The organism is Hahella sp. NS-SX17, assembly GCF_057367735.1.
In genome coordinates this window covers 3,977,078-3,999,430 of sequence record NZ_CM170632.1, presented here as the reverse complement: position 1 = coordinate 3,999,430, position 22,353 = coordinate 3,977,078, and the positions used below count along the sequence as shown (strand labels likewise).

Annotated in this window: 24 protein-coding genes; 17 read left to right on the top strand and 7 right to left on the bottom strand. The window is 52.8% G+C overall.

The genetic code is table 11. The annotated features are described in order from the left end of the window. Positions 1-183: 183 nt before the first annotated feature. From AC2IBB_RS17815 to AC2IBB_RS17785, 7 genes are all read right to left on the bottom strand, one after another. Positions 184-1,953 carry a hemopexin repeat-containing protein gene (locus AC2IBB_RS17815; RefSeq protein WP_486328113.1) on the bottom strand — a complete coding sequence of 590 codons (1,770 nt, stop codon included), beginning with the start codon at positions 1,951-1,953 and terminating at the stop codon, positions 184-186. Between the two features lie 510 nt (positions 1,954-2,463). Further along, a complete protein-coding gene (locus AC2IBB_RS17810; protein WP_486328112.1) occupies positions 2,464-3,216 on the bottom strand; it encodes an anti-sigma factor in 753 nt (250 codons plus the stop codon). Next, positions 3,201-3,767, bottom strand: a complete 567-nt coding sequence (locus AC2IBB_RS17805; protein ID WP_486328111.1) for a sigma-70 family RNA polymerase sigma factor — start codon at positions 3,765-3,767, stop codon at positions 3,201-3,203. The genes AC2IBB_RS17810 and AC2IBB_RS17805 overlap by 16 nt, the downstream gene beginning before the upstream one ends. 305 nt (positions 3,768-4,072) lie before the next feature. Beyond that, a complete protein-coding gene (locus AC2IBB_RS17800) occupies positions 4,073-4,561 on the bottom strand; it encodes a COG4315 family predicted lipoprotein (protein WP_486328110.1) in 489 nt (162 codons plus the stop codon). Positions 4,562-4,809: 248 nt separating this feature from the next. Further along, complete coding sequence (locus AC2IBB_RS17795) at positions 4,810-5,775, bottom strand: hypothetical protein (RefSeq protein ID WP_486328109.1); 966 nt, start codon at positions 5,773-5,775, stop codon at positions 4,810-4,812. Between the two features lie 44 nt (positions 5,776-5,819). Further along, positions 5,820-6,710: a calcium-binding protein gene (locus AC2IBB_RS17790; protein ID WP_486328108.1), complete on the bottom strand. Its 891-nt coding sequence runs from the start codon at positions 6,708-6,710 to the stop codon at positions 5,820-5,822. Positions 6,711-6,957: 247 nt separating this feature from the next. Beyond that, on the bottom strand, positions 6,958-7,506 hold the full coding sequence (locus tag AC2IBB_RS17785; protein WP_486328107.1) for a COG4315 family predicted lipoprotein: 549 nt from the start codon (positions 7,504-7,506) through the stop codon (positions 6,958-6,960). Positions 7,507-7,917: 411 nt separating this feature from the next. On the opposite strand from AC2IBB_RS17785, the gene AC2IBB_RS17780 reads away from it, so the two are divergent. From AC2IBB_RS17780 to sctL, 17 genes are all read left to right on the top strand, one after another. Continuing rightward, on the top strand, positions 7,918-9,561 hold the full coding sequence (locus tag AC2IBB_RS17780; RefSeq protein WP_486328106.1) for a hypothetical protein: 1,644 nt from the start codon (positions 7,918-7,920) through the stop codon (positions 9,559-9,561). A gap of 15 nt (positions 9,562-9,576) precedes the next feature. After that, positions 9,577-9,951 (top strand): hypothetical protein, encoded by a 375-nt coding sequence (locus AC2IBB_RS17775; protein WP_486328105.1) that lies wholly within the window; start codon positions 9,577-9,579, stop codon positions 9,949-9,951. A gap of 513 nt (positions 9,952-10,464) precedes the next feature. Further along, positions 10,465-10,929, top strand: coding sequence for a CesT family type III secretion system chaperone (locus AC2IBB_RS17770; RefSeq protein WP_486328104.1), 465 nt, complete (start codon positions 10,465-10,467; stop codon positions 10,927-10,929). 216 nt (positions 10,930-11,145) lie between these two features. After that, positions 11,146-12,258, top strand: coding sequence for a DNA alkylation repair protein (locus AC2IBB_RS17765; RefSeq protein WP_486328103.1), 1,113 nt, complete (start codon positions 11,146-11,148; stop codon positions 12,256-12,258). Positions 12,259-12,498: 240 nt separating this feature from the next. Further along, complete coding sequence (locus AC2IBB_RS17760) at positions 12,499-13,116, top strand: TetR/AcrR family transcriptional regulator (protein WP_486328102.1); 618 nt, start codon at positions 12,499-12,501, stop codon at positions 13,114-13,116. Positions 13,117-13,118: 2 nt separating this feature from the next. Next, a complete protein-coding gene (locus AC2IBB_RS17755) occupies positions 13,119-13,406 on the top strand; it encodes a YciI family protein (protein WP_486328101.1) in 288 nt (95 codons plus the stop codon). Positions 13,407-13,459: 53 nt separating this feature from the next. Continuing rightward, positions 13,460-14,080: a DNA-3-methyladenine glycosylase I gene (locus AC2IBB_RS17750; protein ID WP_486328100.1), complete on the top strand. Its 621-nt coding sequence runs from the start codon at positions 13,460-13,462 to the stop codon at positions 14,078-14,080. Positions 14,081-14,220: 140 nt separating this feature from the next. Next, positions 14,221-15,219: a hypothetical protein gene (locus AC2IBB_RS17745; RefSeq protein WP_486328099.1), complete on the top strand. Its 999-nt coding sequence runs from the start codon at positions 14,221-14,223 to the stop codon at positions 15,217-15,219. Positions 15,220-15,465: 246 nt separating this feature from the next. Further along, complete coding sequence (gene sctC / locus AC2IBB_RS17740; protein ID WP_486328098.1) at positions 15,466-17,187, top strand: type III secretion system outer membrane ring subunit SctC; 1,722 nt, start codon at positions 15,466-15,468, stop codon at positions 17,185-17,187. A gap of 152 nt (positions 17,188-17,339) precedes the next feature. Next, the gene (sctD, locus tag AC2IBB_RS17735; RefSeq protein ID WP_486328097.1) at positions 17,340-18,704 is read left to right on the top strand and encodes a type III secretion system inner membrane ring subunit SctD; all 1,365 of its coding nucleotides are present in this window, start codon (positions 17,340-17,342) and stop codon (positions 18,702-18,704) included. A 52-nt stretch (positions 18,705-18,756) separates the two neighbouring features. Then, complete coding sequence (locus tag AC2IBB_RS17730; RefSeq protein ID WP_486328096.1) at positions 18,757-19,008, top strand: hypothetical protein; 252 nt, start codon at positions 18,757-18,759, stop codon at positions 19,006-19,008. Then, positions 18,992-19,216: an EscF/YscF/HrpA family type III secretion system needle major subunit gene (locus tag AC2IBB_RS17725; protein WP_011397073.1), complete on the top strand. Its 225-nt coding sequence runs from the start codon at positions 18,992-18,994 to the stop codon at positions 19,214-19,216. Before AC2IBB_RS17730 ends, AC2IBB_RS17725 begins: the two co-directional genes overlap by 17 nt. Next, positions 19,213-19,614 carry a hypothetical protein gene (locus tag AC2IBB_RS17720; protein WP_486328095.1) on the top strand — a complete coding sequence of 134 codons (402 nt, stop codon included), beginning with the start codon at positions 19,213-19,215 and terminating at the stop codon, positions 19,612-19,614. Before AC2IBB_RS17725 ends, AC2IBB_RS17720 begins: the two co-directional genes overlap by 4 nt. Before the next feature lie 2 nt (positions 19,615-19,616). Beyond that, complete coding sequence (gene sctI / locus AC2IBB_RS17715; RefSeq protein ID WP_486328094.1) at positions 19,617-20,030, top strand: type III secretion system inner rod subunit SctI; 414 nt, start codon at positions 19,617-19,619, stop codon at positions 20,028-20,030. Positions 20,031-20,032: 2 nt separating this feature from the next. Then, positions 20,033-20,830, top strand: a complete 798-nt coding sequence (gene sctJ, locus AC2IBB_RS17710) for a type III secretion system inner membrane ring lipoprotein SctJ (RefSeq protein ID WP_486328093.1) — start codon at positions 20,033-20,035, stop codon at positions 20,828-20,830. 31 nt (positions 20,831-20,861) lie between these two features. Further along, a complete protein-coding gene (locus tag AC2IBB_RS17705; protein WP_486328092.1) occupies positions 20,862-21,557 on the top strand; it encodes a SctK family type III secretion system sorting platform protein in 696 nt (231 codons plus the stop codon). After that, positions 21,536-22,165: a type III secretion system stator protein SctL gene (sctL, locus tag AC2IBB_RS17700; RefSeq protein WP_486328091.1), complete on the top strand. Its 630-nt coding sequence runs from the start codon at positions 21,536-21,538 to the stop codon at positions 22,163-22,165. The genes AC2IBB_RS17705 and sctL overlap by 22 nt, the downstream gene beginning before the upstream one ends. Positions 22,166-22,353 lie beyond the last annotated feature (188 nt).

The window sequence follows — 22,353 nt, the reverse complement described above, 5'->3', positions numbered from 1 at the left end:
ATGGGCTGAACCTCGCTGACGCTCCGTCTGTATTGACCTAAACAAGGTCGCTCTGTAACAAATGCAGCGCCAGGGTGGATAGTTTCTGAATAGATGGCTTCTGAATGGATAGCTTCTAAATAGATAATCATCGGGGGCGGCAGGTACTGCTCTTCCTGCATGCCCCGACGAAACAACCCCTAATTACGGATTCAGCAACCCAGGCCAGGTGGAGCTATTCACTGGCTTGGGATAGCCGTCGTCCACTTTGTCCTGGCTGATGTTGTAGCGCAGGTAGCGTTGGCCGGTCAGGAAGATGTAGCCGCGGCTGTCGCTCCACTTTACTGCGGCGGTGATTTCTTTGGCGTAGCTGCCCAGTCCCGGCCAGGTGTTGTCGTTGATCGGTTTAGGGTAGCCGCTGTCCACGGCGTCGCTGTTGATGTCGTAACGAATGTAATCGCCGTTGCTCAGGAAGAAGTACACTTTCTGGTTGTGCCAGCGCAGGGCGGCTTCTATCTGGTCTTTGTAGGGCTCCAGGCCGGGCCAGGTGGCGTTGTTGATGGGCTTGGGGTAACCGCTTCTTACCTTGTCGCCGATGTTGTCGTAATTGATGTATTGACCGTTTTTGAGGAAGTAGTAGCTGGTTCCGGCGTCTTTCTGAAAGCTGGCGGTGATCAAATCCCGATATGTTTCCATGCCCGGCCAGGTCTGGTTATTAACGGCTTTGGGATAGCCGCCGTCTGACTTGTCCAGCACCTTGTCATAACGCACATACTGCTGATCATTGCGGAAAAAGTAGGCTTTGAAGGCGTCTTTGCTCAATGCGGCGTCGATCTGGAAATTATTCAGGCGCAGCGCCAATGGCGTACTGTTGATCTCCACCACATAGTCCGTGACGCCGGCGGCGGTCATATCTGGATCAGACCAGCCGCGATCCATGGAATAAACCTGATCCACTAACTCGCCGTTACGGTAGATATTCGCCGGTTTCTGCTCATCGGTATACCAGGTGAAACGCTGGGCGGTGGAGCCGTCCTCCATCAGTTTGCGCACCCCGAGATCGCCAATCAGCGGCAAGCCGTCCAGGCGCCAGGAAGCGTCAATAGTCACGCCAAGATGACGTAACACGGTGGGAGCGATAGAGGCTTGCGACGGATAGCCGTAGAGCGAATTAAACTGCGTGTTGGGAATGTCCGTCACCTGTTGCGAGAACTCCGCGTTCATCGGCTGATTGGACCCGATAAAGATGGTCTTTTCCGGCTCGGTCTGATTGCCATGGCCGCAACCCACAATCGGCGTGCGACCGTGGTCCGTGGTTACTAACACCAGCCAGTTATCGGCGTTCTGATATTGCAGGCTGGCCACTTTATCCAGAAGCTGTCCCAGGCGGCGGTCAGAGTCCTGAACGGCTTTATCGTAGGCGCTGCCGAAGCAACTGGCGTGTCCGGCATGATCAGGATCGTCCAGATGTAGAAACACAAAATCAGCAGGCGTCTGGGAGAGGGTTTGCAGCGCGCGATTGACCACTTCTTCATCATTAACGCCGCTGACCACTTCATCGATATTGGCGACCTCATTGGCGAAGAAGTTAGTGTTGATGGGCGCCCAGTTGGCGATGCTGGCCACATAGGCGTCAGGGTTGGCGTCTTTGACCCGCTTGAACAAGCCGGAGAACTCAGGGTTGGCCAACCCCGCGCTGTTGGAATTCACCCCGTGTTTGGACAGCCACACTCCGGTCAGAATCGTCGTCCAACCCGGCCCGCTGATAGTCGACTGTTCCGAAGCCGAACCTTCAATACCGCCGGTGTAGGCCTTAGTGATGTTGAGCCGGTCAAAGTTGGGCGTGTTCAAGCGTTGAACCTGCTCCAGTTGCAGACCGTCAATCCCGATCAAGAGAACTTTATTATCCGCCACAGCCAAAGACGTCATCGCCAACAGGCCAACGCCGGCCGCGCAACTCTTCCAGTTAAGCATAATCTCTCCTAGTTTTTGGGTTTATCTGGTATATACCAGCCAAAAAAGAATAGCTGCGATGGGTGACAGTGGGGTGAACCTAATATGTACTTTATTCGGTTTTAGGAACTGAGTTCGATTCTGGGCGCTGAGTTCATTTATTGACTCAGGCGACCGACGATAGGGGCGAGCCTGTATAAGCGCCCGGCAAATGTCTAAAATTTCCCTTTTTTGAATGGTCTCCACCAAGGAATAAAAAATAATGTCGAAAGCGTTAGAACCGTTGTACTGCAGTGATGCGTGCAAGAACAAAATGCGGGTGAGGTCGTTCAGCGCCTGTCCTGTTTGCAAGCAGATATGGGATGCGCAACAGCCGAATGGAAGCCGACATTATCGAAATAATGCATGGAAGATGTGTGAGGCCTGCTCCCTGGCTAATCACTGTTGTGTGGTCTGTGGCGCTAAAGTTGATCGTTGAGTTCTCTTGTTTACAAAGTGCTAAGTAATATCCGACCAAAACGGCGGGAGCAGTTAGCTTCGCCACCCCGCCACTTTCACGCATAACCCTTTGGCCAGCAGTTGTGCGCTGGGGGCGCCGGTTGCTGAGCCGCCGGGCTTTTCGATGGAAACGAGCAAATGTTCCGCGCTTTGAATTAACTCCCATTCCCGCTGTGACAGACTTCTTTGCGTTTGCCCCTTCAGTTCAATGGTTCCTAAACTGCGGACGGTATTGTCATCCCTTGAAACCGCCCACAGTTGTAGCGTCGCATTCTGGGCGATGACGGGCTTTTCCACGATGTTCAGGGACAACTGGCGGGCCGCTTTGTCGACGGTCACCACCATGACCGCCTGTTCGTCCGCATTCTCCATCACCGCAACATAGTTAACGCTGGGCGCAAGCGTCGCCAGTTCGGGACTGATCTGTTCGGAACCGGACAGAGCAGGGTAGAGCGCGATGCACAGCGCCAACGACAGAGCGGCGGCGGAGAGGTATTTGTAGAAGCTCAGTTTGCGTAATAGCTTCTCCATCAACTGGCTGGGCGCATCGTTGATACTGGCGGAGATGGCTTTCCAGGTCGCCGTTTTGGGCGCTAAAGGCGCCGTCTTCTCATGCAGCGGCTGAAACTTTTCTTCCCACTGACGCACCCGCTTGGCGACGGTGCCGTCTTCGCGCATGATGGCTTCGAAGCGTTTGCGCGCTTTGCCTCGCAGTGCGCCGATGACGTAGTTGGACGCCAGACGGTCCAGAAGCTCTGGATTTTTGTATCTTAATGGCCGAGGCATTGCGCTAACCTCCCAAGACCCCGCTTCAGCCAGACTTTGACGGTATTAACGGGCTTCTCAATATGCACGGCGATGTCTTCGCGGCTGTAGCCGTAGTAATAAGCCATGAGGATGGCGTTGCGGTTCAACACATCCAGCGATCTCAGGCAGCGGTGGATGCGGCATGTTTCGTTTGAGTTCAGTACGTCGCGCAGGGGAGAGTCGACGAGGTTTTGCTCAAGCAGTTGCTCGATCTCATCATGGCGCTCCCGGCGCGTCTGCTCCCGGTTTTCCGCTTTCAGTTTATCCAGGGCGCGATAGCGCACCAGCGACGTCATCCAGGTCATGGGTTCGCTAAGGCTGCGGCGATATTCGTCCGCCTTATGCCAGATCTGCAAAAAAGCTTCCTGCAGAACATCATTTGCTAAATCCGTGTCTCGTAAAATTATCATGGCTACTCCATTGAGCTTCGGCGCGACGCGTTTATAAAGCTGCTCCAGCGCCTTTTGATCTTTAAGCGCAATACGCGCCAACAGATTTTCCAGTTCGTCCGGGTCGAAAGTGTTTTCCATGGCACTAAAAAACTCGCCCCGACCCATGCGGAATGCGGGGCGTCCTTATTGTTGAGTCACTTGGACGACGTGATCAGGTGAGTCTGAATGCAGCGCAAGTTGAAGTGCGCTCAGATAAAAACGTCGCCATCTCCATTAGAAAAACGAGCGGCCCTCATCCATCTACGACACCCAGAGAGAAAAAGTTACAGCGGCGGAAAACTTTTTTCGTCGGTATTTTTCTGGGAGTGGTTTTTTATTCTGCGACTCTCTGCGGGCGTTTGTGTCACGCTGGCGCAGAGAGAAGAGGGCACTTAGAAAGGCGGTTACGGCTGCGCGACGTACCACACATTGCCGACGCCGTGGCCAGTGGCGTCGCCCTGTTGACGGTCGCCTACCCACAGGTACAACGGCTGATTCTTGTATGCCCACTGATAGCTCCCGTCATTGCGGGCGATAACGGTAAACTCACCCCAGGTTTTGGCGTTCTGTTGCGCCAGGAACGGAGGCCAGCTATCTGCGCAAGAGTCATAACAAACGGAGGCGCCGTTGCTGTCTTTCGTGAAGGTGTACAGCGTCATGCCCTGAGCGTTGGCGAACACTTGGCCGACAGAGGTAGAGACTTTGGTGACGACGCGATTGGCGCTATCGTTAGCAGCCGTTTTGACATAGTCGCCCTGGTTGCTGGCGCTGCTATAGGTTTTCTTAGCGTAGTCGTCATCGCAATAACGATCCGCTTGCCCTTCAGCGTGCGCGGCGGAGGTGAAACCAGTGAAAGCAACCATCAAGGCGGTCAGTGCGGCGAAATTTTTCATGAGAATGTCCTTTTAATCTGTAAGTTGAACGGCGTTGTTGTGATCTCATTGATTAAGACGACGCCGACGCGGTGTTTGGATGCAAAATATTTTTTATTTCTGTAATTATTTTTTGGGGCGGGAGGGGATGAAGAGAGCGTGTTTGGCGATACGACGCCATAGACGCTCAGAATTAAGCTAAGGCGTAGAACGGATTCGCCCCGCCTTCTAACGAAAGCAGGGCGGCTCCTGAATCGCAGCCTGAAAAATTATTGAATCATCTGCGCGATGTGCTCGGGCAACTCAGACAGCAGAGCGAGTCTGGGTGGCGTGGTCGTCAGGTCTAAAACCTCTATATTGTCGGTCGTTGCGCCATCGATGGTCACTTTGGGGGCGCACACCAGATACTCGACATTCTTCGCGCTGATCGCGATGCGCAGTCCATCGTCGTCGGTGCGTACGCCGGCTTCAAAGTCTTCCGCGACGCCGCGCAAGGTGAATCGCACAATATGGTCGAGGTTCAACAGTTCCAGCTCCTCTGCATGTTCGCCTTTATCGACGACGGTGCAGAATCCCGGTGAGGTGGATACTTTGACCACGGGTTGATTGTTCTGGTCTAGAAAGATGCCGTCGAAATCCTGACTGCCTTCGCGTCCGGGTGGGCTCACGTTGAAGAACGGAGCGCCTTCTGTGGCGCCGTTGTTGTCCCGCTGCTCGCCGACAACGCCCAGCACCAGGACATCCACGCCTTCGCCGCCGTCGAAGAAGTCGCTGCCGTCCCCTGGCGTCCAGATGAAGAGGTCGTCGCCGCCATTGCCGAAGGCTCTGTCGCGGTTGTCGGCGCCTTTGTTGTCGCCGTCGACGCTGGAGTTGAAGTCTTCTGTGCCGCCGATCAGGATGTCGTCACCCGAAGCGCCGAGTATGACGTCCACGCCTAATCCGCCTATCAGAATCGAGTCAACGCCGTCTTCCGCCTGCAGGACGTCCCCTGCGCGCTGGCTCTGGTTAGAGGAGCCTCCCGGCCCGCCGGGATTGAAAGACAACAGTGCGGAACTCTTGGTGTTCAGGTCCGTCCCCTGGATAACCGTGAAGTTCTTCTGATTGATATCGCCGCCATTCTGGCCGTCGTTGTTGTCAGGCCCTTTGCCGCCGTCGCCTGAGCTGGAGCAGCCGGCCGCTGTCATCATGATAGATAAAATGATCGCGCTGCTCAGCGCATGTTTTGAGTGGTTCATACTGTATTCCTTGGTCGATTCTCGGTTCAGTGGAAGTAACGCGTTTAACGTAAGCTGGCTGGAGCTGTGGCGGCCGTGGGCGGCAAGTCGTCCAGCGTGACTCTGACGGGAGGAGACTGGGAGATGTCATAGACTTCTATTTCGTCGCCGGACCGCGAAGGGCACACAACAAACTCTGTATTTTTCAAATGAACCGAGATTCTCAAGCCTGTATCCAGCGTATCCGGATCGATATTGGGATCGGCTGCGATGGCCTCGTCGAAATTATTGGCGGGGCCTGTCAGGATAAACTGAACCAGATGATCGAGGTTCAGTTCACTCATGCCCTCAGTGGACTTATCCAGAATTCGGCAAAAGCCGGGCGTTTGTTCAACTCTTAGCTCTGGAAGACCTACGCTGGGGTTGATAAAAATGCCGTCGAAATCCTGGCTTCCTGGCGTACCGGGAGGACTAACGTTAAAGAAAGGGGCCAAGTCCGTATTGCCGTCATTGTCCTGGGACTCGCCAATCAGACCGATAACCAGAATATCCTGGCCTTCGCCGCCGTCGAAGAAGTCATTACCGTCGCCCGGCGTCCAGACGAAAATATCATTGCCCTCGCCGCCGAAAGCGCGGTCGCGGTTAAAGCTGTTGAAGTCCTCGGTGCCGCCGATGATGATGTCATCGCCGTCATTGCCGAAGAGCACATCAATCCCCAGGCCGCCTATCAGAATATCGTTTTCCTCAGTACCGTATATCTGATCTCCAAACTGCAGGCTTTGATCGCCGCCGCCATTGGAGCCGCGATTGGCGGAATAGAGTTGGTTGATGGCGGCGTTTGCGCCTTCGGTTGAATTCAGATCATTGCCAATGACGATTTCCGCTTGCGCCAAAGACGCGCCTCCAAATAGAGCGAGGGAAACGGCGGTCGCCATCCAGGTTTTCGACAGGTTCATACATTTACCCTTTACGTGTTGTTTAAGTCGTATTGTTTAAATCAAGGTCATCGATTGATGTCTGGTGGTGACGGCCGTCATCACCGTTACGACACCCACGGTTAAAAAGTTACAGCTGGAAAATCTTTTCTGGGGCGCGCGGCTCCGTATTGGTCCCGTGCGGCGTCCGTTGGGTGCGTCAATCCTCAGCCCTGGCGACTACTGCAACGCCAGGGCGAGAGAAGAGAGCGTTGCTTGCGTCCTATCCTTATGGCTGAGCGGCGTACCACACATTGCCCACACCATGGCCCGTGGCGTCGCCTTGTTTGCGATCGCCTACCCACAGGTACAGCGGCTGGTTTTTGTACGCCCACTGATACGTGCCGTCTTTGCGAGCGACTACGCTGAACTCACCCCAGGTTCTTGCATCCTGCTTAGCCAAAAATGGAGGCCAGCTATCCGCGCAGCCGTCGTAGCAGGCGGACACGCCGTTGCTGTCTTTAGTGAAGGTGTACAGCGTCATGCCTTGAGCATTCGCGAATACTTCGCCAACTGATGTAGAAACTTTGGTGACGACGGTAGCGGGGGCGCTGGCGGCGGTGGACGTTTTGACAAAGCCGCCGGTATTCCCGTATCCATCGCCATAACCATTAGAAGCGCCGTAGTTATAGGAACCCGCGCTGGCGTAGGTTTTAACGTTGTAGCCTGATTTGTCGTTATCGCAGTAATCACCCCGATCCGCTTGCCCTTCAGCATTGGCGATAGAAGTGAAACCAGCGGCGATCATAAGAGCGGTCAGTGCGGCGAACTTTTTCATGGGTCTGTCCTTTTAAAATTGTATGTGTGTGGTCGGGCCTGAAGACCCTGTATTTCGATCTCGTAGATAAAGACGACGCCGCTTTGGGATTTGGATGCAAAAAAGTGAAATTTTTTTCCACCAGGGGCTACAGCCCTTGAAATCAGGGGATCAGGTTTGTGGCCTGTAATTGAATTTGTATGAAATTGTGGGTTGCCCTTGGGAGTTAGCAGCAAGAGTTCAAACAAATAGCGCTGGGCTACAGTGAGACCATTCTTTTTAGGTTAAATGTACTAGGAGCTGTGACCGGTTCAACTTCTCTATCTCTAAATGCAAAATATTATTGTATTGTGTTTTTTTGTATGCGATCTGTTCTAGTCGGCTGTATCCCATAAGTAGCCGGGAATGGCGTATTATTAGGGATGTGTTTGCATGTACTCCACTCGCTGGTATGAGCTCAAGCATTGGACTGATATAACCATTGCTGACTTGCCTTTTATTGAATCCCCTTTCTTTTCCGCAAGCTATGTGGAGCGTTGTTTAAGCAATGACCAGAAAGTTAGTGACGTTGTTAGAAACATTCGTGGGTCTTACTTTCGCTCAGCAATTGGAGCCTTTCCTGGAAGAGGTGGGTCTAACTTTAGGAAATGGAAAGAGGATTTCGTCAGACAGATTGAACAGGGTGAGACACTTCTAGTCTTCAAGGACGGAAAAGCTCCATTCAGCCCTATCATTAGTAATAATGAGGACGAGGGTGTCTTGCCCACAAACTCAGATCCAGTTATAGCCAAACGACTTATCGCCCGAGCCAATCCCACACCTCCGCCACCACCAAAGTTAAACGGGGCACTGACAAACATTCCTTCTCTAAACGGAAACCTATGGTGGGAAAGCATTCCCCCTGCACCACGTAGCTACGCCCCACCATCAATAAAGAACACCGAAACTCCTGGTATTGAGCAAACTAGAGTGGCGAACCTGACAGAAGTAGAGCGTCATCAGGTCTATCGGGAATTTTGGGAGGCGAAAAAAAGTGGAGATGGCGCAACAATTCTGGAAATGAGAAAACAGTTAGGTGAAGAGTTTTACTATTCACTGGAAACCGGCGGCGGCGGGGCCTTCGGAAAGTACTATGCCATACCAAAAGACCGAGCGGAGTTAATGCTGGAGGGCCTCAGTATTATTGAAAAAGGCAGCCCTATAGAAGACGTTCGAGCATTCGACAATAAAATTCGAAGCATCCGTAAAAAGCTAATCAACGCCAGCCTTGACCCTATTGCAGCCAGACGTAGTGTTGAAGTCAGCTCTCTAGACGGACTAAGCGAACGTATAGCACTGGAAGATGTCGGATCATTTGTCACTGAGATTCCGCCTAGATTGGGCGAATTAGAAGAAATATACGCAGGGGCCATTGGTGCTGTTTTAGGACATCCGGTGTTAGCGAGATCGAAACTGACAGTTGCTGAAGGGGGGGCAGAAACTACGTCAGTTAATGTAGATGGCGCAAGAGCGTTTACCGAGCTAGGTGTAGATGCCAGATCACTTCGTTTGCTAAAGGGAGGAAAGGGACAGTTTAATAGTATAGGAAGAATGTCCGCGAGAAGCGATTTTGATATTCTTGACCAAGGTGCGTCTCCAACTTGCGCTCCATGCTCCATCCGTAATGCTATGAGTAAATTGGGAGTCAAAAGCAGTATTGATGATATATACTCAGTAATAGGAAAGAAGGGGGCTGTTAATATAGATAAAACTATAAAGGTGTTTAACGAACTAGGGATTAGTGAAAGACTGGATATTACGCCAAAGGCAGACTTGTTTATGACTATGGATAAGTTGAAAAATTCAGTGTCAACAGGCCTTCCTGCGATTGTAAGAGTCGCGGATAAGGGCAGAGATGTTTCTCATGCAGTTATGGTTGAAAAGTTTGTTACTGTGGATGGCGTAGATGCTGTAAAAATAGTGGACTCACAGGTTGGTAGCGCGTATTACGAAACTCTTGAATCTTTTTCAAAGAGGTTTCTACTTAGGAGTGATGTGGACGGAAAAGTAGGATATGGGGTTATCTTTGAACAATAATACTGGTGTCTTAAAGTGATTGATTTTGATTTAAATAAGAAAGCTAGAGTAAAAGGTGTTTTAGCGGTTTTGGGTGTACGAAGTCTCCGGCTATATTTGATTGATGGCGACAAGGAAGTTATAGATTACTTGCGATGCACTACAGATAATGACATTAATAAACATACTTCCGAGATGAAGCGAGATTTCTTTGAGATTAATGACAAAGAATTTTTGTCCGCTTTAGAAAATACAGTTTTCCCGCTATGTGGAAACTATTACTCTTATTTGAATGAGGTTACCCTGGAAGGAGTTTTTAGGAGTGATGATAAGGGAAGGGTCGTCTTCGGTGATATCTCGTTAGCAGAGGTTTTAGATGATGATGGAGAAGCGATAAATTTAAATCTTTGATAAGGTTTAATTTTTTTAAATGTGGAATGAATTTAATGTCATTAATTTCACTATTTGAATAACGCATTTATCTATCTGTTCCGTGAGGATTAATTATAATAAATCCGTCGCTGCAAGTGTTTTAAATAAAAGAGTTTAAAAATGCACTTTTATTGTGGGGAGTGGGCTTTGTTAATAAACTATACCATCTATGGAAAAGTAATTTTTTGACATCGCATGTCGTGTTTTTGAGAAGTTCAAAGAAGAGCATTCTGGAAGCCCCTTCTAACAGCGATATAGGCTTGCCGAAGGGTGGTATAAAAAACTAACTGATAATATATTCAAAGGCCTGGACAAACTGGGCCTTTGAATAATAAAAACTTGTTTGGCGCCTAAGTGCAGGCGCGTATGTATGAGGCTTCCCTCGAAACGCAAGAATAGATCCCTCGGCTGATGCCGCTCCTTCACTTGGACCTTAACCTGCAAAAAAGATTCACGAATAACCCGCCGCACACCGTCAATATGGAGCTAAACATGAGCACGCAAAGAGACGCTTTCTCGCAGTGGTTAATGGAGCTTAACAACCAGTGGGGGCAGGATTGTCTGGCGTTGGACGCAAGCAACCAATGTCACCTGCTATTGGATGATCATGAACTGTCTTTCGGCCTGAGCAATGACGAGCAGGAGTTGTCGCTCTGGTCGCCGGTGGCGTCCGCCGAGCCGTTCCTGGGGAATGCGGAACGGCTGACCGAGCTTTTGGTTATGAACTTTAATGACCACTCCCTGGCTGGCTCAACTTTCGCCATGGATAGCGGCCGCTCCCGCGTTCTATTATGTTTCCGCGTCCCAATCAAAGGGCTTGACGCACACTCTCTGGGTAATGTCCTGCGGAACTTTGGCGAGACCATCAGTCATGCTGAAGGGGCGCTGTTGGCGTTAGCGAATCGGGGAGTAAGAAGCAGCGAGTCTGCAAGCGGTTTTCCCTATCTCAGAGCCTAGGGCCGACCAAGCCCTCCGGCAGGCATACGCGTAGCCGGTTATCCTCTTTGGGGCGTTACCCGACAATATCGCTTATCTATGCTTCCGTTAACCAGACTCTCTAAAACTTAATGGACTAAATACGCAGATGACTGTATAAAAACACAGCTTAAATAATGCTAACGAGGAACTGGTTATGGATCGAAAAATGGCGTCAATTAGGGAGCATAAATAAGCATGGGAACAGCCATCAAAGACGTATTTAATCTGACGCTGGTGAACGATATTGCTGCGGAGCTACACCGCGTCCATGCTCCGTTTGATGCAACAGCCTTTGTCGCGCATTCTATGGACGGTTTGGACAAGTTGGAGCTCACCGGCCGGGCCGCACATATTGCGGAGGCCCTGCACAAGTATCTGCCTCAGCCATTTTCTGAAGCGGCGACAGTCATCGAAGCGGCGCTTGGCCCGGAGTTACCCGCAACCGGTGAAATTGGTCTAATTCAGCTTCGCTACATGCCGCATCTTGCTTTTGTCCAGAAATACGGCCTTGAGGATTACGAGGCCTCCATTCGGGTACAGGAGGCGCTGACCAAAAGGTTTACCGCCGAATTCAGCATCCGCGCCTTTCTGGTGAAGTATCCTGAGCGCACCTATGCCCAGATGCTTGCATGGACAGGCCACGAAAACGCACACTTGCGCCGACTTGCTTCTGAGGGCGTCCGCCCGCGTCTGCCATGGGCGCCGCGCTTACACGCTTATCAGCAAGACCCACGTCCCGTCCTGGACTTACTGGAACGGTTAAAAGACGATCCCATACTTTATGTTCGCCGCTCCGTAGCGAACAATTTGAACGACATTGCTAAAGACCATCCCATGCTGACCATTGAGACCTGCCGGCGCTGGGCTGTAGATGCGTCTGAAGGCCGCACCTGGATTATTCGCCATGCTCTGCGTTCATTGGTCAAGGCCGGTAATAAGGACGCAATCTGCATTCTGGGCGGAACCGAGAATCCTTCGGTGAACATAGACGACATAAGCATCACGCCTCAGCGCCTCTCGCTGGGGGAGGCCGTGCGTCTGTCTTTTGAGATTAAAAGCACCGCAACCGAGGCGCAGCGCTTACTGATCGATTATGCCGTGCACTTTGTAAAAGCTAACGGCGGAACCCGGCCAAAGGTCTTCAAACTGCGTACTCTTACTCTGCAACCGAACGAAAAAATCACTCTCAACGCCACAGTGTCTTTCGCGGAATTGAAGACACGTCGCCATTACCCTGGGCGTCACCACATCGATGCTCTTATTAATGGCGAGCCCTTTCCCCTTGGTGATTTTGAGCTGACAGCGTAAAGGGTTGCGCCGCAGTATTTCGTTCTCCTCCAGGTAAACAGGCGAGACTCCGGGAGGGGAAGCTACTAAGTAGACTGTACAAACTGGTTGACATATTAGGATGCTCGTCCTATTTTTATTGTGGCTAGGACGAGTGTCCTAAGTTGTGGCGTAACTTGATAGATTCCATCTTTCAATAAGAGTGAGTCGGTCAGGTTGCCGTCGCTTTTAATGTTATTTTGTTTGGCGGTCATCAAGACAATGAGCAATATCACCACGCGCGAGCTGATAGTGAAAACAGCCGATCAACTGTTCTATCAGCAAGGTTTTGAGCACACTTCTTTCTCGCACATCGCCGGCGCTATCAGTATTTCGCGGGGCAACTTTTACCACCATTTCAAAACCAAGGATGAAATCCTGGAAGCCGTGATTCAGCTGCGTCTGGCCAAGACGCAAAAGATGCTGGACCAGTGGGAGGAGGAAGGTAAACATCCGCGAGAACGCATTCAAAGCTTCATTCAGATTCTGGTCATGAATAAGAAGGACATTAAACGCTACGGCTGTCCAGTCGGTACGCTGTGCTCAGAGCTGGCGAAGCTGAACCATGGCTCCCTGGTTGACGCTAACGCTTTACTCACGCTCTTCCGAACATGGTTGCGCAAGCAGTTCGTGTCGCTGGGGCGAGAGGCGGATGCGGATCAGTTGGCCATGCACGTGTTGGCCTTCAGCCAGGGCGTCGCCACGCTGGCGAATGCCTTCAAAGACGAAAAGTTCATTAAAAACGAAGTTAATCAGATGCTCGACTGGTTGAAGCTATGCGAGGAAAACCTGAGTTCCTCTGAATCTGCTTCCGCGCCGGGGCCAACAGGAGAAAAATAATCATGTTTATCGTGCTGCTGAAATTTTCAAACAATAAAAGTCTGGCTGGTCAGTACCTGTCAGGTCACAAAGACTGGATCAATCAAGGCTTCGACGATGGCGTCTTTCTTCTGGTTGGAAGCCTTCAGACCAGCTCCGGGGGCGGAATACTCGCTCACAATACCTCTCTGGCGGAGTTGCAAGAAAGAGTCAATGCAGACCCGTTTGTGGCTGAGGATATCGTCGCGGCGGAGATCATTGAAGTAGCGCCTTCCAACGCTGATGCGCGTCTGCAGTTTTTGATGAATTGAAAACACTTGTTTCCATTTTTCAGATTTTCAGACCTACACAAGGATAAAGATTAATGTCCGTCACGATAGAAAGTGCAGAAAGCAAACCCCGTTGCAGCTGGAGCCAAACGCCGGATTTTCATGCCTACCACGACAATGAATGGGGCTTCCCGGTGAGAGATGATTTTCGTCTATTCGAGAAGCTCTGCTTGGAGAGTTTTCAGTCCGGTCTCAGCTGGAGATTGATTCTCGCTAAACGGGAAAACTTTCGCGCCGCTTTCCATCATTTTGACTTCAATAAAATAGCTGCGTTCACCGAAGAGGACGTTAATCGATTACTCAAAGATGAAGGCATCGTGCGCCATCGAGGCAAAATCGAAGCCGTCATCAACAACGCCAAATGCGCCCAAGTGTTAGTGCAGAAAGAGGGTTCGCTGGCGACGTTCATCTGGCGATTTGAGCCCGTCCACGACAAACGCCAAAAACCACAGACCGCCTCAACCTCCCCAGAATCCGACGCCCTGTCGAAAGCACTCAAAAAAATGGGTTGGAAGTTCGTTGGCCCAACCACCGTATTCGCATTCATGCAGGCCATGGGACTGATCAACGATCACGCGGAAGAATGCGCCGTCAGGGCGGAAGTGGAACGCTCACGAGAGGTTTTTCAGAGGCCTGTTTCTCGTCCCCAGACCTGATTGCTCGAGCCAAAATAGATCCACAGACCGATACCTGCCTGTTCCCGCCCTGATTACTTTTCCTTTATGGCACGCAGTTTTCTCGACTGCGGAGCCATATCAGTCATTTTCTTTAAGGTCGATAAGGCGAGGTATTTATTATGACTATTGGTGACGGCGGTGGCGTAGGGCCAATCGCCCCTCAAAATCATGTTCAGGCTGGCGGCGGCGTTGTTCATCAACCCGGCGCTCTTGCGTTGGCGCGTAACCCCAATCCTGTTGCCCATCAGGATCAGAATGGCCGTTCTATGTTTAGCGGCTTTTTTGAAGGCGTCGCAAATTTAAAGTCGGCGGTGTACAACCGACTGCCGAACAATCCACTGCGGGATATGTCCGTCAGGGAGCAGAACTACAGGGTTCCGCTTTCTCGTATGGAAGGCAATGCGGAGACGCTTTTTAACGATATGGATCGGGCCAATCACCATGAGGTGCTCATGGAGCAGGCCTTGGCCTCGTTTAGCGGGACGCATCACGCTACGGGCGACGCGGCGCAGGTGGCGGGGCAGTTTCAGGAATTTCTGGCGTTTGATGTTGATAATTTAAGCGCGGAGGAAGTCCAGCAAGCTGAAGATAATGCGCGGCAGCGGACTGACAGTTGGTCTGATGGCGTACCTGGGACTGAGCATGATTTCAATATAAGGCTGCAGCAGGAGAAAGAAATCATCGCACTGGAAAAACTTGCGCAGTTCGATGATCTTCCGCCTCTGGATGAGTCCCAGGAGCACAATCGGATGTGGGGAGAGCTGAGTGTGGGCGCGTCTCTGCAAAGAAACGTCACCATGCAGGAAACCCGCGATCAGCTGTCCTTTTTCGGCCGTCAGCTTTCAGTCTTTATGAAGAAAGAAGGATTGGGATTCGATGGTTTGATAGACAGAAAGACGGCGCAGCTGGTGAGAGATCAGGAGTTGGACGCGAATACTCGATTCGATGACCTAAACAATGATCAGCAGATCGACGTTTATAAGGCGGTGTTGAAATCCGCGTCCACCGCTAACCCGAACCTTATGGATAAATTTCAGAAAACCCTAAGCAACAACCTGCAAGCAGGCGCGACTAACTTTATGTCGTTGTTAAATCGCATCAATATTTTTTCCAGTTAAGGAGCGGTGATTGAGCGTCATCCTGGTTCGCTGGTAGTGAGATATTGGCGAGACTTTATGGCGTTCACTTATTGTCTTGCCGCCTGGTTTCTTTCTTTATGCTTCTCTTTTCCCATGGCCAAATCCTATCCGCCATGTTGCACAAATACATCGGTAGGCTGATATGGCCAAACCGGCCGGACCTCTAATCTGACTTCAGTTTGAATCCGCAAGGCTGCCAGCCTGCACAGACCAGAGGAATAGAAGATGAGGCCGCTACTGTCATTAATCGTATTGTTATTGTGCCTGTCGAGTGCGGCGGTGCGCGCTGAGGGATGGCCTTGGGCCAAACTTAGCTACGCCCATTATGCGGAAAATGAGCCCATCCAGGAGTTGTTGCAGCAGTTCGCCGCTGCGATCAACACGCCGGTGGTGGTCAGCGATAAAGTTCAGGGCGTGGTCAATGGCCGCTTCGAAAAAGCGCCAGCCCGAGATTTTATCGACAGGCTGGCCAAGCTGCACAGCCTGCTGTGGTACTACGACGGCCAGGTGCTCTACGTCTACGGCGCCAGCGAAGTGGAGACAGATCTGATTCATCTGCAGGACGTCTCATCTCAGCGCCTGATCAAAACCCTGACGAATCTGGGCGTGCTGGACCGACGCTATACTCTCAGGGCCATCCCCGGGGAAGGAATCGTGATGGTGTCCGGGCCGCCCCGTTATACCCAGTTGGTCAAGGAAGTAGCGGATATTCTGCGCTCAGGACAACAGGGCAAGCCCAAAACCGGCGACGCCTTTGTGGTGCAGGTGTTTGAACTCAAGCACGCCTGGGCGGATGACCGCTCCATGGTGATTGGCGGGCAAAGAATAGCGGTTCCCGGCGTGGCCTCTTCGTTGCAGGCGATTTTAGGTCGGCGCATATCTGAACCGACCGTCAACGCGATTGCGCCGAGAACCCTTCCCAAACTAAAAGGACAAGGGCTGGCTCAGGGACGTTACGGGCCGACGGACATCACCCCCTCTCAGGAGACCAACCGAGAGATCGTCTCCGTGCGAAGCGAGGAGGGTGGCGTTAATTCGGAAACGGCGGGATACATCATCGCCAACGAGCGTCTGAATGCGGTCATCGTGCATGATCGCCAGTCGAAAATGCCCCTCTATCAGGAACTCATCGACTCCTTGGACCAACCTAGAAGCCAGGTGGAGATTGAAGTCTCGATTATCGACGTGAGTACGGATCGTCTGAACGAAATGGGATTTGAGTGGCAGATCAATGGACGCAACGGCAGTTTCACCAACGCAGATTTCTCTCAAGGCGCTTTGCCGCGCAGTGCCAACGAGCTGTCTTTCGTGGTGGGCGACGGCGCCAACTTCTCCACCTTGCTGACCAACACGCAAGACTTGTTTCTGTCGCGCATTCGCGCCTTATCGGAAGATGGCGACGCCAGCGTGCTGTCCCAGCCGACGATTCTGACCCTGGATAACATCGAAGCGGTGTTGGATCACAGCACCACCTTTTTCGTGCGGCTGGTGGGCGATCGGGAAGTGGACCTGTTCCCGGTGTCCGTCGGCTCAGTGGTCAGAGTGACGCCGCACATCGTGAAAGGCGATCTCAGCGATAAAATTCATTTGAATATCAATATCGAAGATGGCCAGCAGACCGGACAGGCGGTGGATGACATACCCGCCGTCAGCAAAAGCATCATCACCACCGAAACCCTGGTGAACGACAACGGCAGCCTGCTTGTCGGCGGTTATTACTTCAATCAGGACTCCTCCACCAGCAGCAAGATTCCCGTACTGGGGGATATTCCGCTATTGGGGCGCCTGTTCCGTACCGACGGCAGCCAGCTGCAGAAACGAGCCAGACTGTTTCTGATCTCCCCCCGCATCGTCGGCTCCAACACGGCTGAAATTAAATACAACCGCCGGCTGGAATCCCTGATCAACAAGTATTTGAGCACGGCCCCGGAACTCTTTACGCCATAGAAGCCAATTAGGCCTGTGGATATATGGTTGCAGGCGCCTTTCTAAGACATTGTTAACACAAGCTACGGCACTGTTAACACAAGCGCGGCGACTTCCATACAACTCCGCCGCAACCCAAACGCTTCACTCACAAACCGGACACAAGTACAGCAATGACTAGCGCACAGTGGATGATCAAGTTGCTCTCCGGGCCTCACGCAGGCGCGGAAATGCGTCTCGAAAACCGCGCCTACCGGGTCGGTTCTGCAGACGAAGGAGACATCGTGTTGCACGACAAACTGCTGCCCGAGCTGGCGTTTACGCTGGACGTGGCAGTGGACGGCGTGCGCCTGCTACGGGAAGAAGCAAATGAGACGGGCAATGAGACAAGCGTGGCGTTGCAGTGCGAAGGGCGGGAGGTCCACGAGCTGGATGTAAAAGTCGACGCCTACGCGATTTATTCCCTGGGGATGCTGCATTTTTGTTTTGGCCCGACCAACCAGCGCTGGCCGGACATTTCACTGCCCACGCCTCGCCACGCGGCGGAATCCAACTCGTCTAATCTTCCCGCCGCCACAGAGTCTGAGCATGCGAAAGATGCCGTGGACAAGCGCCAAGACAGCGGCCGCAGGGGACTGCCACGAAGCTCCAAACTCATGCTGCCAGTGTTTCTGTGTTTCATCGCCGGCGGCGTGATCTTCAACAGCCGCTTGCTCGATGCTGGCGTTATCCAATCGGAAGCGTCCCTGGATCTCGCCGGTATTGTCGTGCAGGACTGGCGTTTCGAAGGACTCGCCGTCAATCCACAAACCCTGAGTAATGGCGCGAACAAATGGCTGATCAGTGGTTACGTCGACACCGCTGCGCAAGCGGTGGACCTAAAGCGGCGTCTGCAGGCGCTGAGTGCGCCGTTTGAGCTGGATATCCGCGTCATGGAGAGCGTCAAACGCTCAACGGAAACCCTGCTACAACAGTTTCAGTTATCGCATCTGGCGGTCAGTCTCGGAAGTCAGCCCGGCGAACTGGTGATCAGCGGTATTGAAACAAACCTGGACAACTGGTTGCGACAAAAAGAGCTGCTGCTCGCCGACATTCCCGGCCTGACGCACATTCAGGACCGCGTAGAGAGGCCGGAAAACCGACTGAATCAACTAAAACAGTGGTTGCAGGAGGAAGGGCTCGATAAAGAAGTGCTGGTCAATGCGCAAGACGGGCGTTTGTCCATCACATCCGATATTCGTCTGGAGGACTCCAAAGCGTGGCGGCGGGTTCAACGCAAGTTTCAGGAGCGCTTCGGCGGGACACTGGACTTGGCGGTCATCGCCGACGCTCGGCCCACGTTGGCGATTCGTAGCGTCAGCCTGGGCGCGGTTCCCCATCTTGTGCTGGCGAACGGACGCCGTTATGGCCTGGGAGCCCATGTCAGCGATGGCTATTTTCTGGAGCAGGTCGCCAAGGACGTTGTCGTCCTGCGTCGCGGCGATGAATTGATCAAGTATCGCGTCGGTTCCGGCGCGGATGAATCTGACGAATATTAATCAGGCCTATATCACCGCCGTGTTAATAACAACGGAACCACAGGAGAAGCAAATGGGAGACAACTTTAGCGAACGTACGCCCCAGGAGTGGCTGCAACTGCTGGTGGATTATCAGCGGCAGTTACAAGCGCGCCTGAAGGTGGGATGTCAGCCGTCAGAGTATTACCTGCTGGCGGATCTGGATGCGGCGGTGGATCTGGTGATCCGCCGATTTAACCGCCCTCAATTTAACAACGCGTTATTTAACGATGCTGAAATAAACAACACTGACGATGGAGGAAGCCGATATGGCGTTCAATTTTGATGCAATCAACGATGCGATGGGTCGCCAGGCGACATTGAAGGAAGAGGAGCTGCGTTCTTTCGCCAACAGCATGGACCCCAACAACTCCTCGGACCTGATCAAATTTCAGCAGAAGGTCCAGGAGTGGGGACTGATCACCAACCTGCAGAGCACGACGATCAAGTCTCTCAAGGACACCATCGCCAGCATCGTGCAGAAAATGCAGTGAGCGCAAACATGGACGCCAGTATCGACGACCTGGTTCTACATAGAATAGTTCTGCGCAAACTGGCTCTGGAAGCCTTCGACATGCTGCTCGAAGGCGCTGTCGATGACGCCTGCAAAGTGCTCACGACGGTGAACCGGCTCAAACCGGGCAACCCGGCGTCGACCCTGGGGCTGGCGTTGGCGGAGCGACTGCAGGAACCAGGGCGCGGCTGCGGACATAGCGTCGGAGGCGGCCACAACAGCGACCCGGTGTTGAGCTGTTTCCAGGGTTTGATCTGGTTGCAACAGGGGCGCGAAGAGGAGGCGAGGGCGCTGCTGGCCAAGACCTCCCAGTCGCCGGACGCCACCGCCGCCAAATTGGCCCAAGACATCATCCAGCATGAAATAGAAGGCAGGTAACCATGGACCCTATCAATATTCAATACAGCCTGAATTTTCTCAATTCAGATCAACTCGCCGCCCCGGAACTGACGGCGGACCCGGCGGCGTTGGAGCGTTTTCAGCAAAGTCTTCAGCCACAATCGGACACGTCTGCGCATTCAACATCAGAAGGGTCGCCCGTCACTTTGGGCGTTGAAGCGTCGGATAACACGCTGGGAGATAAAGTGCTGCAGGGTATGCAGAACGTGAAGTCGGGCTATGACCAGCAAATGGAGGCGATGCAGCTCACCTTGAACAGCGCCGACCCACTCAATATGAGAGATATACTCAAGCTGCAGATGGACCTCGCTCAACTGACGCTGCAGGGCGAGCTGATCAGTAAAACCGTCAGCAAAAGCACGCAGAACCTGGATACGTTGCTCAAGAGTCAGTAGCCATGAAAAACACATCCACACCATACCGATGTTCTCGTCGAATGCGGCTTTTGCTGGGCATTCTGCTTGTCTTCGTCCTGAGCGGCTGTAAAGAGACCCTGTACAGCGATCTGACCGAGAAAGAAGGGGCGGAAATGCTGTCGATTCTGCTGGAGGAAGGCCTGGAGGCGGAAAAAGTCCCGGGCCAGAAAGGGCAGACTGTCGCTCTCAGCGTCGAGCGTGCGCAGTTGTCTCAGGCGATTCGCCTGCTTAAAAGCCGGGGTTATCCTCGGGATGACTTCACCAGCGTTGGCGAGCTGTTCAAGAAAGACGGCCTGATCTCATCGCCCCTGGAAGAGCGGGCGCGTTACATATACGGCCTGTCTCAGGAGATCGCCGCGACCCTGTCGCAACTGGACGGCGTGATTACCGCCCGCGTGCATGTGGTGATGCCGGAGGTGGAGAACAAAAAAGCGCCGTTGAAAGTTTCCTCCGCCTCGGTGTTCATCAAATATGAAAGCACCGTCAATCTGGATGATTTCGTGCCGCAGATTAAGTTGCTGGTGAACAACAGCATTGAAGGGCTCAGCTATGACAATATTGCCGTCGCGCTGTTTCCGACTCAGGCCGCGCCGGTCGCTGGCGGCGCGGCGATGGAGAGTGTGTTTTCCGTGAATGTCGCCGCCGGGTCGATCGATCGACTTTACGGATTGCTCTCCATTGGCGGGTTGCTGTTGATCTGCGCGCTAGGCGGCAATCTGCTGCTGTATCGACGTATGAAACAACGCAGCGCTCACACACTGGCCATAGAGCAGGCTTAATGTCCACGGTGACCCCAAGGTGAGTTCTTCAATGCGAGCAGAACTTCTCATTCAGGCGGCCCGATTTAACGGCGCCCCGGGCATTTACGCTGACGCCAGCTGGTTCGCGCCCTGGCTGACGCCTACGCGTTTAGCCATCATGCGTCGTCAGACTGACGCCGCAAGGACCTTGAACCGTTTTTTGCTGGAGCAGTCCGAGCCTTTAGAGCCGGTCGCCCCGGAGGCGTTTTCCGATCCGTTGCTGCAGTTGTTGACGCAAACCTCGCTGAACATCCCCCAACTCGCCATGTGGGCGGGACTGGCGCTCCATCATCTGAGCTTGAAGAGAATCATTTGCGGGCGTCGCCAGCGCGAGTTAAAGGTCGCGTTTGGGGAGGAGGGTTATTGTTTCGCTTTGGAGCGGGCGCAGTTTATGGTGGGCGCCGCTTGGGATCATGTCCCCGTACTGGCCGACGAAGATACGCCGACTGTCTACAAAATGATCCAAAGTGCGGGAGTAACGTTGTTGGCGGCAGCGTCAGCGAATCTGCCGCCATCTGCGCAAAAACGCCTGCCGTTTTTCTTTCCCAAGCGACAGTCACATTGCTTCGCGCATTGTCCTACGAATGATGAAATGTCCAACATGACGTTGGACGTTAATCACCCTGACGCCGTGGAAAAGGCGAGGGGGCTACTTATTAAAATTGCTCTGGAGATCATGCCGTCATGGAAGCCAATTTCATTTTAATCAGTAATATACAAGAGAAAATTAAAGTTAGAAGTAGCCTTGTTAAGGCGTCTGATTACCAGTCCTGGCATGAGGCGGACAGGCTTCTCGACGCCGCTCGCGCCGAAGCGGATGTAATCCTGGCTGACGCGAAAAGACAGGCGCAGGCGGCGTTACAAAGCGGCTATCAGGATGGCCTGGCGAAGGCCAAAGAGGAAAGCGCCGAACGCCTGATCACCGCCAGTATGCGGGCTCATCAGATGCTGCAGATGGCGGAAACGGATTTGATTGAGCTGGTGAAACTCAGCGTGGAGAAACTGTTTGGCGATATCGGCGATGAGGTGAAAGTCGCGAGCCTGATTCAAACCGGTCTGGCGTCCTTGCGTGAGGACTATCGCGTCACCGTCCATGTCGCGCCCGAAATGGAGGCTCAAGTGAAAGCGGCGTTACCCGAGGTCTTGTCTCATTTTCCGGGCATCGAATACTTCGACATCACAGCGGACCCACGACTTCCCCGCGACGCCTACGTACTGCAAGGGGACGCCGGCATTATCAAAGGCTCCATCTCCGACCGCTTCGCCAAGCTAAATACACTGGTGGAACAAGCCCTGTCCGCTCCCCAAAACTAAACACTTCCCTGGGAGCGCGGGCGGCCCGCCCGCACTCTTTATTTGTCTGCCGTGGCTAAACGCTCCAGAGAGCGGACACTCTTGCACTTCCAGAACACTTACCTACAGGGCATTTATCTGCAGGACTGCACCTACGGCATATGCCGAATGGTGGATTGGGACAGCGGCAGGCCAAACGTACAATGTAG

Coding starts and splice junctions, on each gene's coding strand:
- AC2IBB_RS17815 (WP_486328113.1), bottom strand. CDS start 1,953: ATGCTTAACTGGAAGAGTTGCGCGGCCGGCGTTGGCCTGTTGGCGATG.
- AC2IBB_RS17810 (WP_486328112.1), bottom strand. CDS start 3,216: ATGCCTCGGCCATTAAGATACAAAAATCCAGAGCTTCTGGACCGTCTG.
- AC2IBB_RS17805 (WP_486328111.1), bottom strand. CDS start 3,767: ATGGAAAACACTTTCGACCCGGACGAACTGGAAAATCTGTTGGCGCGT.
- AC2IBB_RS17800 (WP_486328110.1), bottom strand. CDS start 4,561: ATGAAAAATTTCGCCGCACTGACCGCCTTGATGGTTGCTTTCACTGGT.
- AC2IBB_RS17795 (WP_486328109.1), bottom strand. CDS start 5,775: ATGAACCACTCAAAACATGCGCTGAGCAGCGCGATCATTTTATCTATC.
- AC2IBB_RS17790 (WP_486328108.1), bottom strand. CDS start 6,710: ATGAACCTGTCGAAAACCTGGATGGCGACCGCCGTTTCCCTCGCTCTA.
- AC2IBB_RS17785 (WP_486328107.1), bottom strand. CDS start 7,506: ATGAAAAAGTTCGCCGCACTGACCGCTCTTATGATCGCCGCTGGTTTC.
- AC2IBB_RS17780 (WP_486328106.1), top strand. CDS start 7,918: ATGTACTCCACTCGCTGGTATGAGCTCAAGCATTGGACTGATATAACC.
- AC2IBB_RS17770 (WP_486328104.1), top strand. CDS start 10,465: ATGAGCACGCAAAGAGACGCTTTCTCGCAGTGGTTAATGGAGCTTAAC.
- AC2IBB_RS17765 (WP_486328103.1), top strand. CDS start 11,146: ATGGGAACAGCCATCAAAGACGTATTTAATCTGACGCTGGTGAACGAT.
- AC2IBB_RS17760 (WP_486328102.1), top strand. CDS start 12,499: ATGAGCAATATCACCACGCGCGAGCTGATAGTGAAAACAGCCGATCAA.
- AC2IBB_RS17755 (WP_486328101.1), top strand. CDS start 13,119: ATGTTTATCGTGCTGCTGAAATTTTCAAACAATAAAAGTCTGGCTGGT.
- AC2IBB_RS17750 (WP_486328100.1), top strand. CDS start 13,460: ATGTCCGTCACGATAGAAAGTGCAGAAAGCAAACCCCGTTGCAGCTGG.
- AC2IBB_RS17745 (WP_486328099.1), top strand. CDS start 14,221: ATGACTATTGGTGACGGCGGTGGCGTAGGGCCAATCGCCCCTCAAAAT.
- sctC (WP_486328098.1), top strand. CDS start 15,466: ATGAGGCCGCTACTGTCATTAATCGTATTGTTATTGTGCCTGTCGAGT.
- sctD (WP_486328097.1), top strand. CDS start 17,340: ATGACTAGCGCACAGTGGATGATCAAGTTGCTCTCCGGGCCTCACGCA.
- AC2IBB_RS17730 (WP_486328096.1), top strand. CDS start 18,757: ATGGGAGACAACTTTAGCGAACGTACGCCCCAGGAGTGGCTGCAACTG.
- AC2IBB_RS17725 (WP_011397073.1), top strand. CDS start 18,992: ATGGCGTTCAATTTTGATGCAATCAACGATGCGATGGGTCGCCAGGCG.
- sctI (WP_486328094.1), top strand. CDS start 19,617: ATGGACCCTATCAATATTCAATACAGCCTGAATTTTCTCAATTCAGAT.
- sctJ (WP_486328093.1), top strand. CDS start 20,033: ATGAAAAACACATCCACACCATACCGATGTTCTCGTCGAATGCGGCTT.
- AC2IBB_RS17705 (WP_486328092.1), top strand. CDS start 20,862: ATGCGAGCAGAACTTCTCATTCAGGCGGCCCGATTTAACGGCGCCCCG.
- sctL (WP_486328091.1), top strand. CDS start 21,536: ATGGAAGCCAATTTCATTTTAATCAGTAATATACAAGAGAAAATTAAA.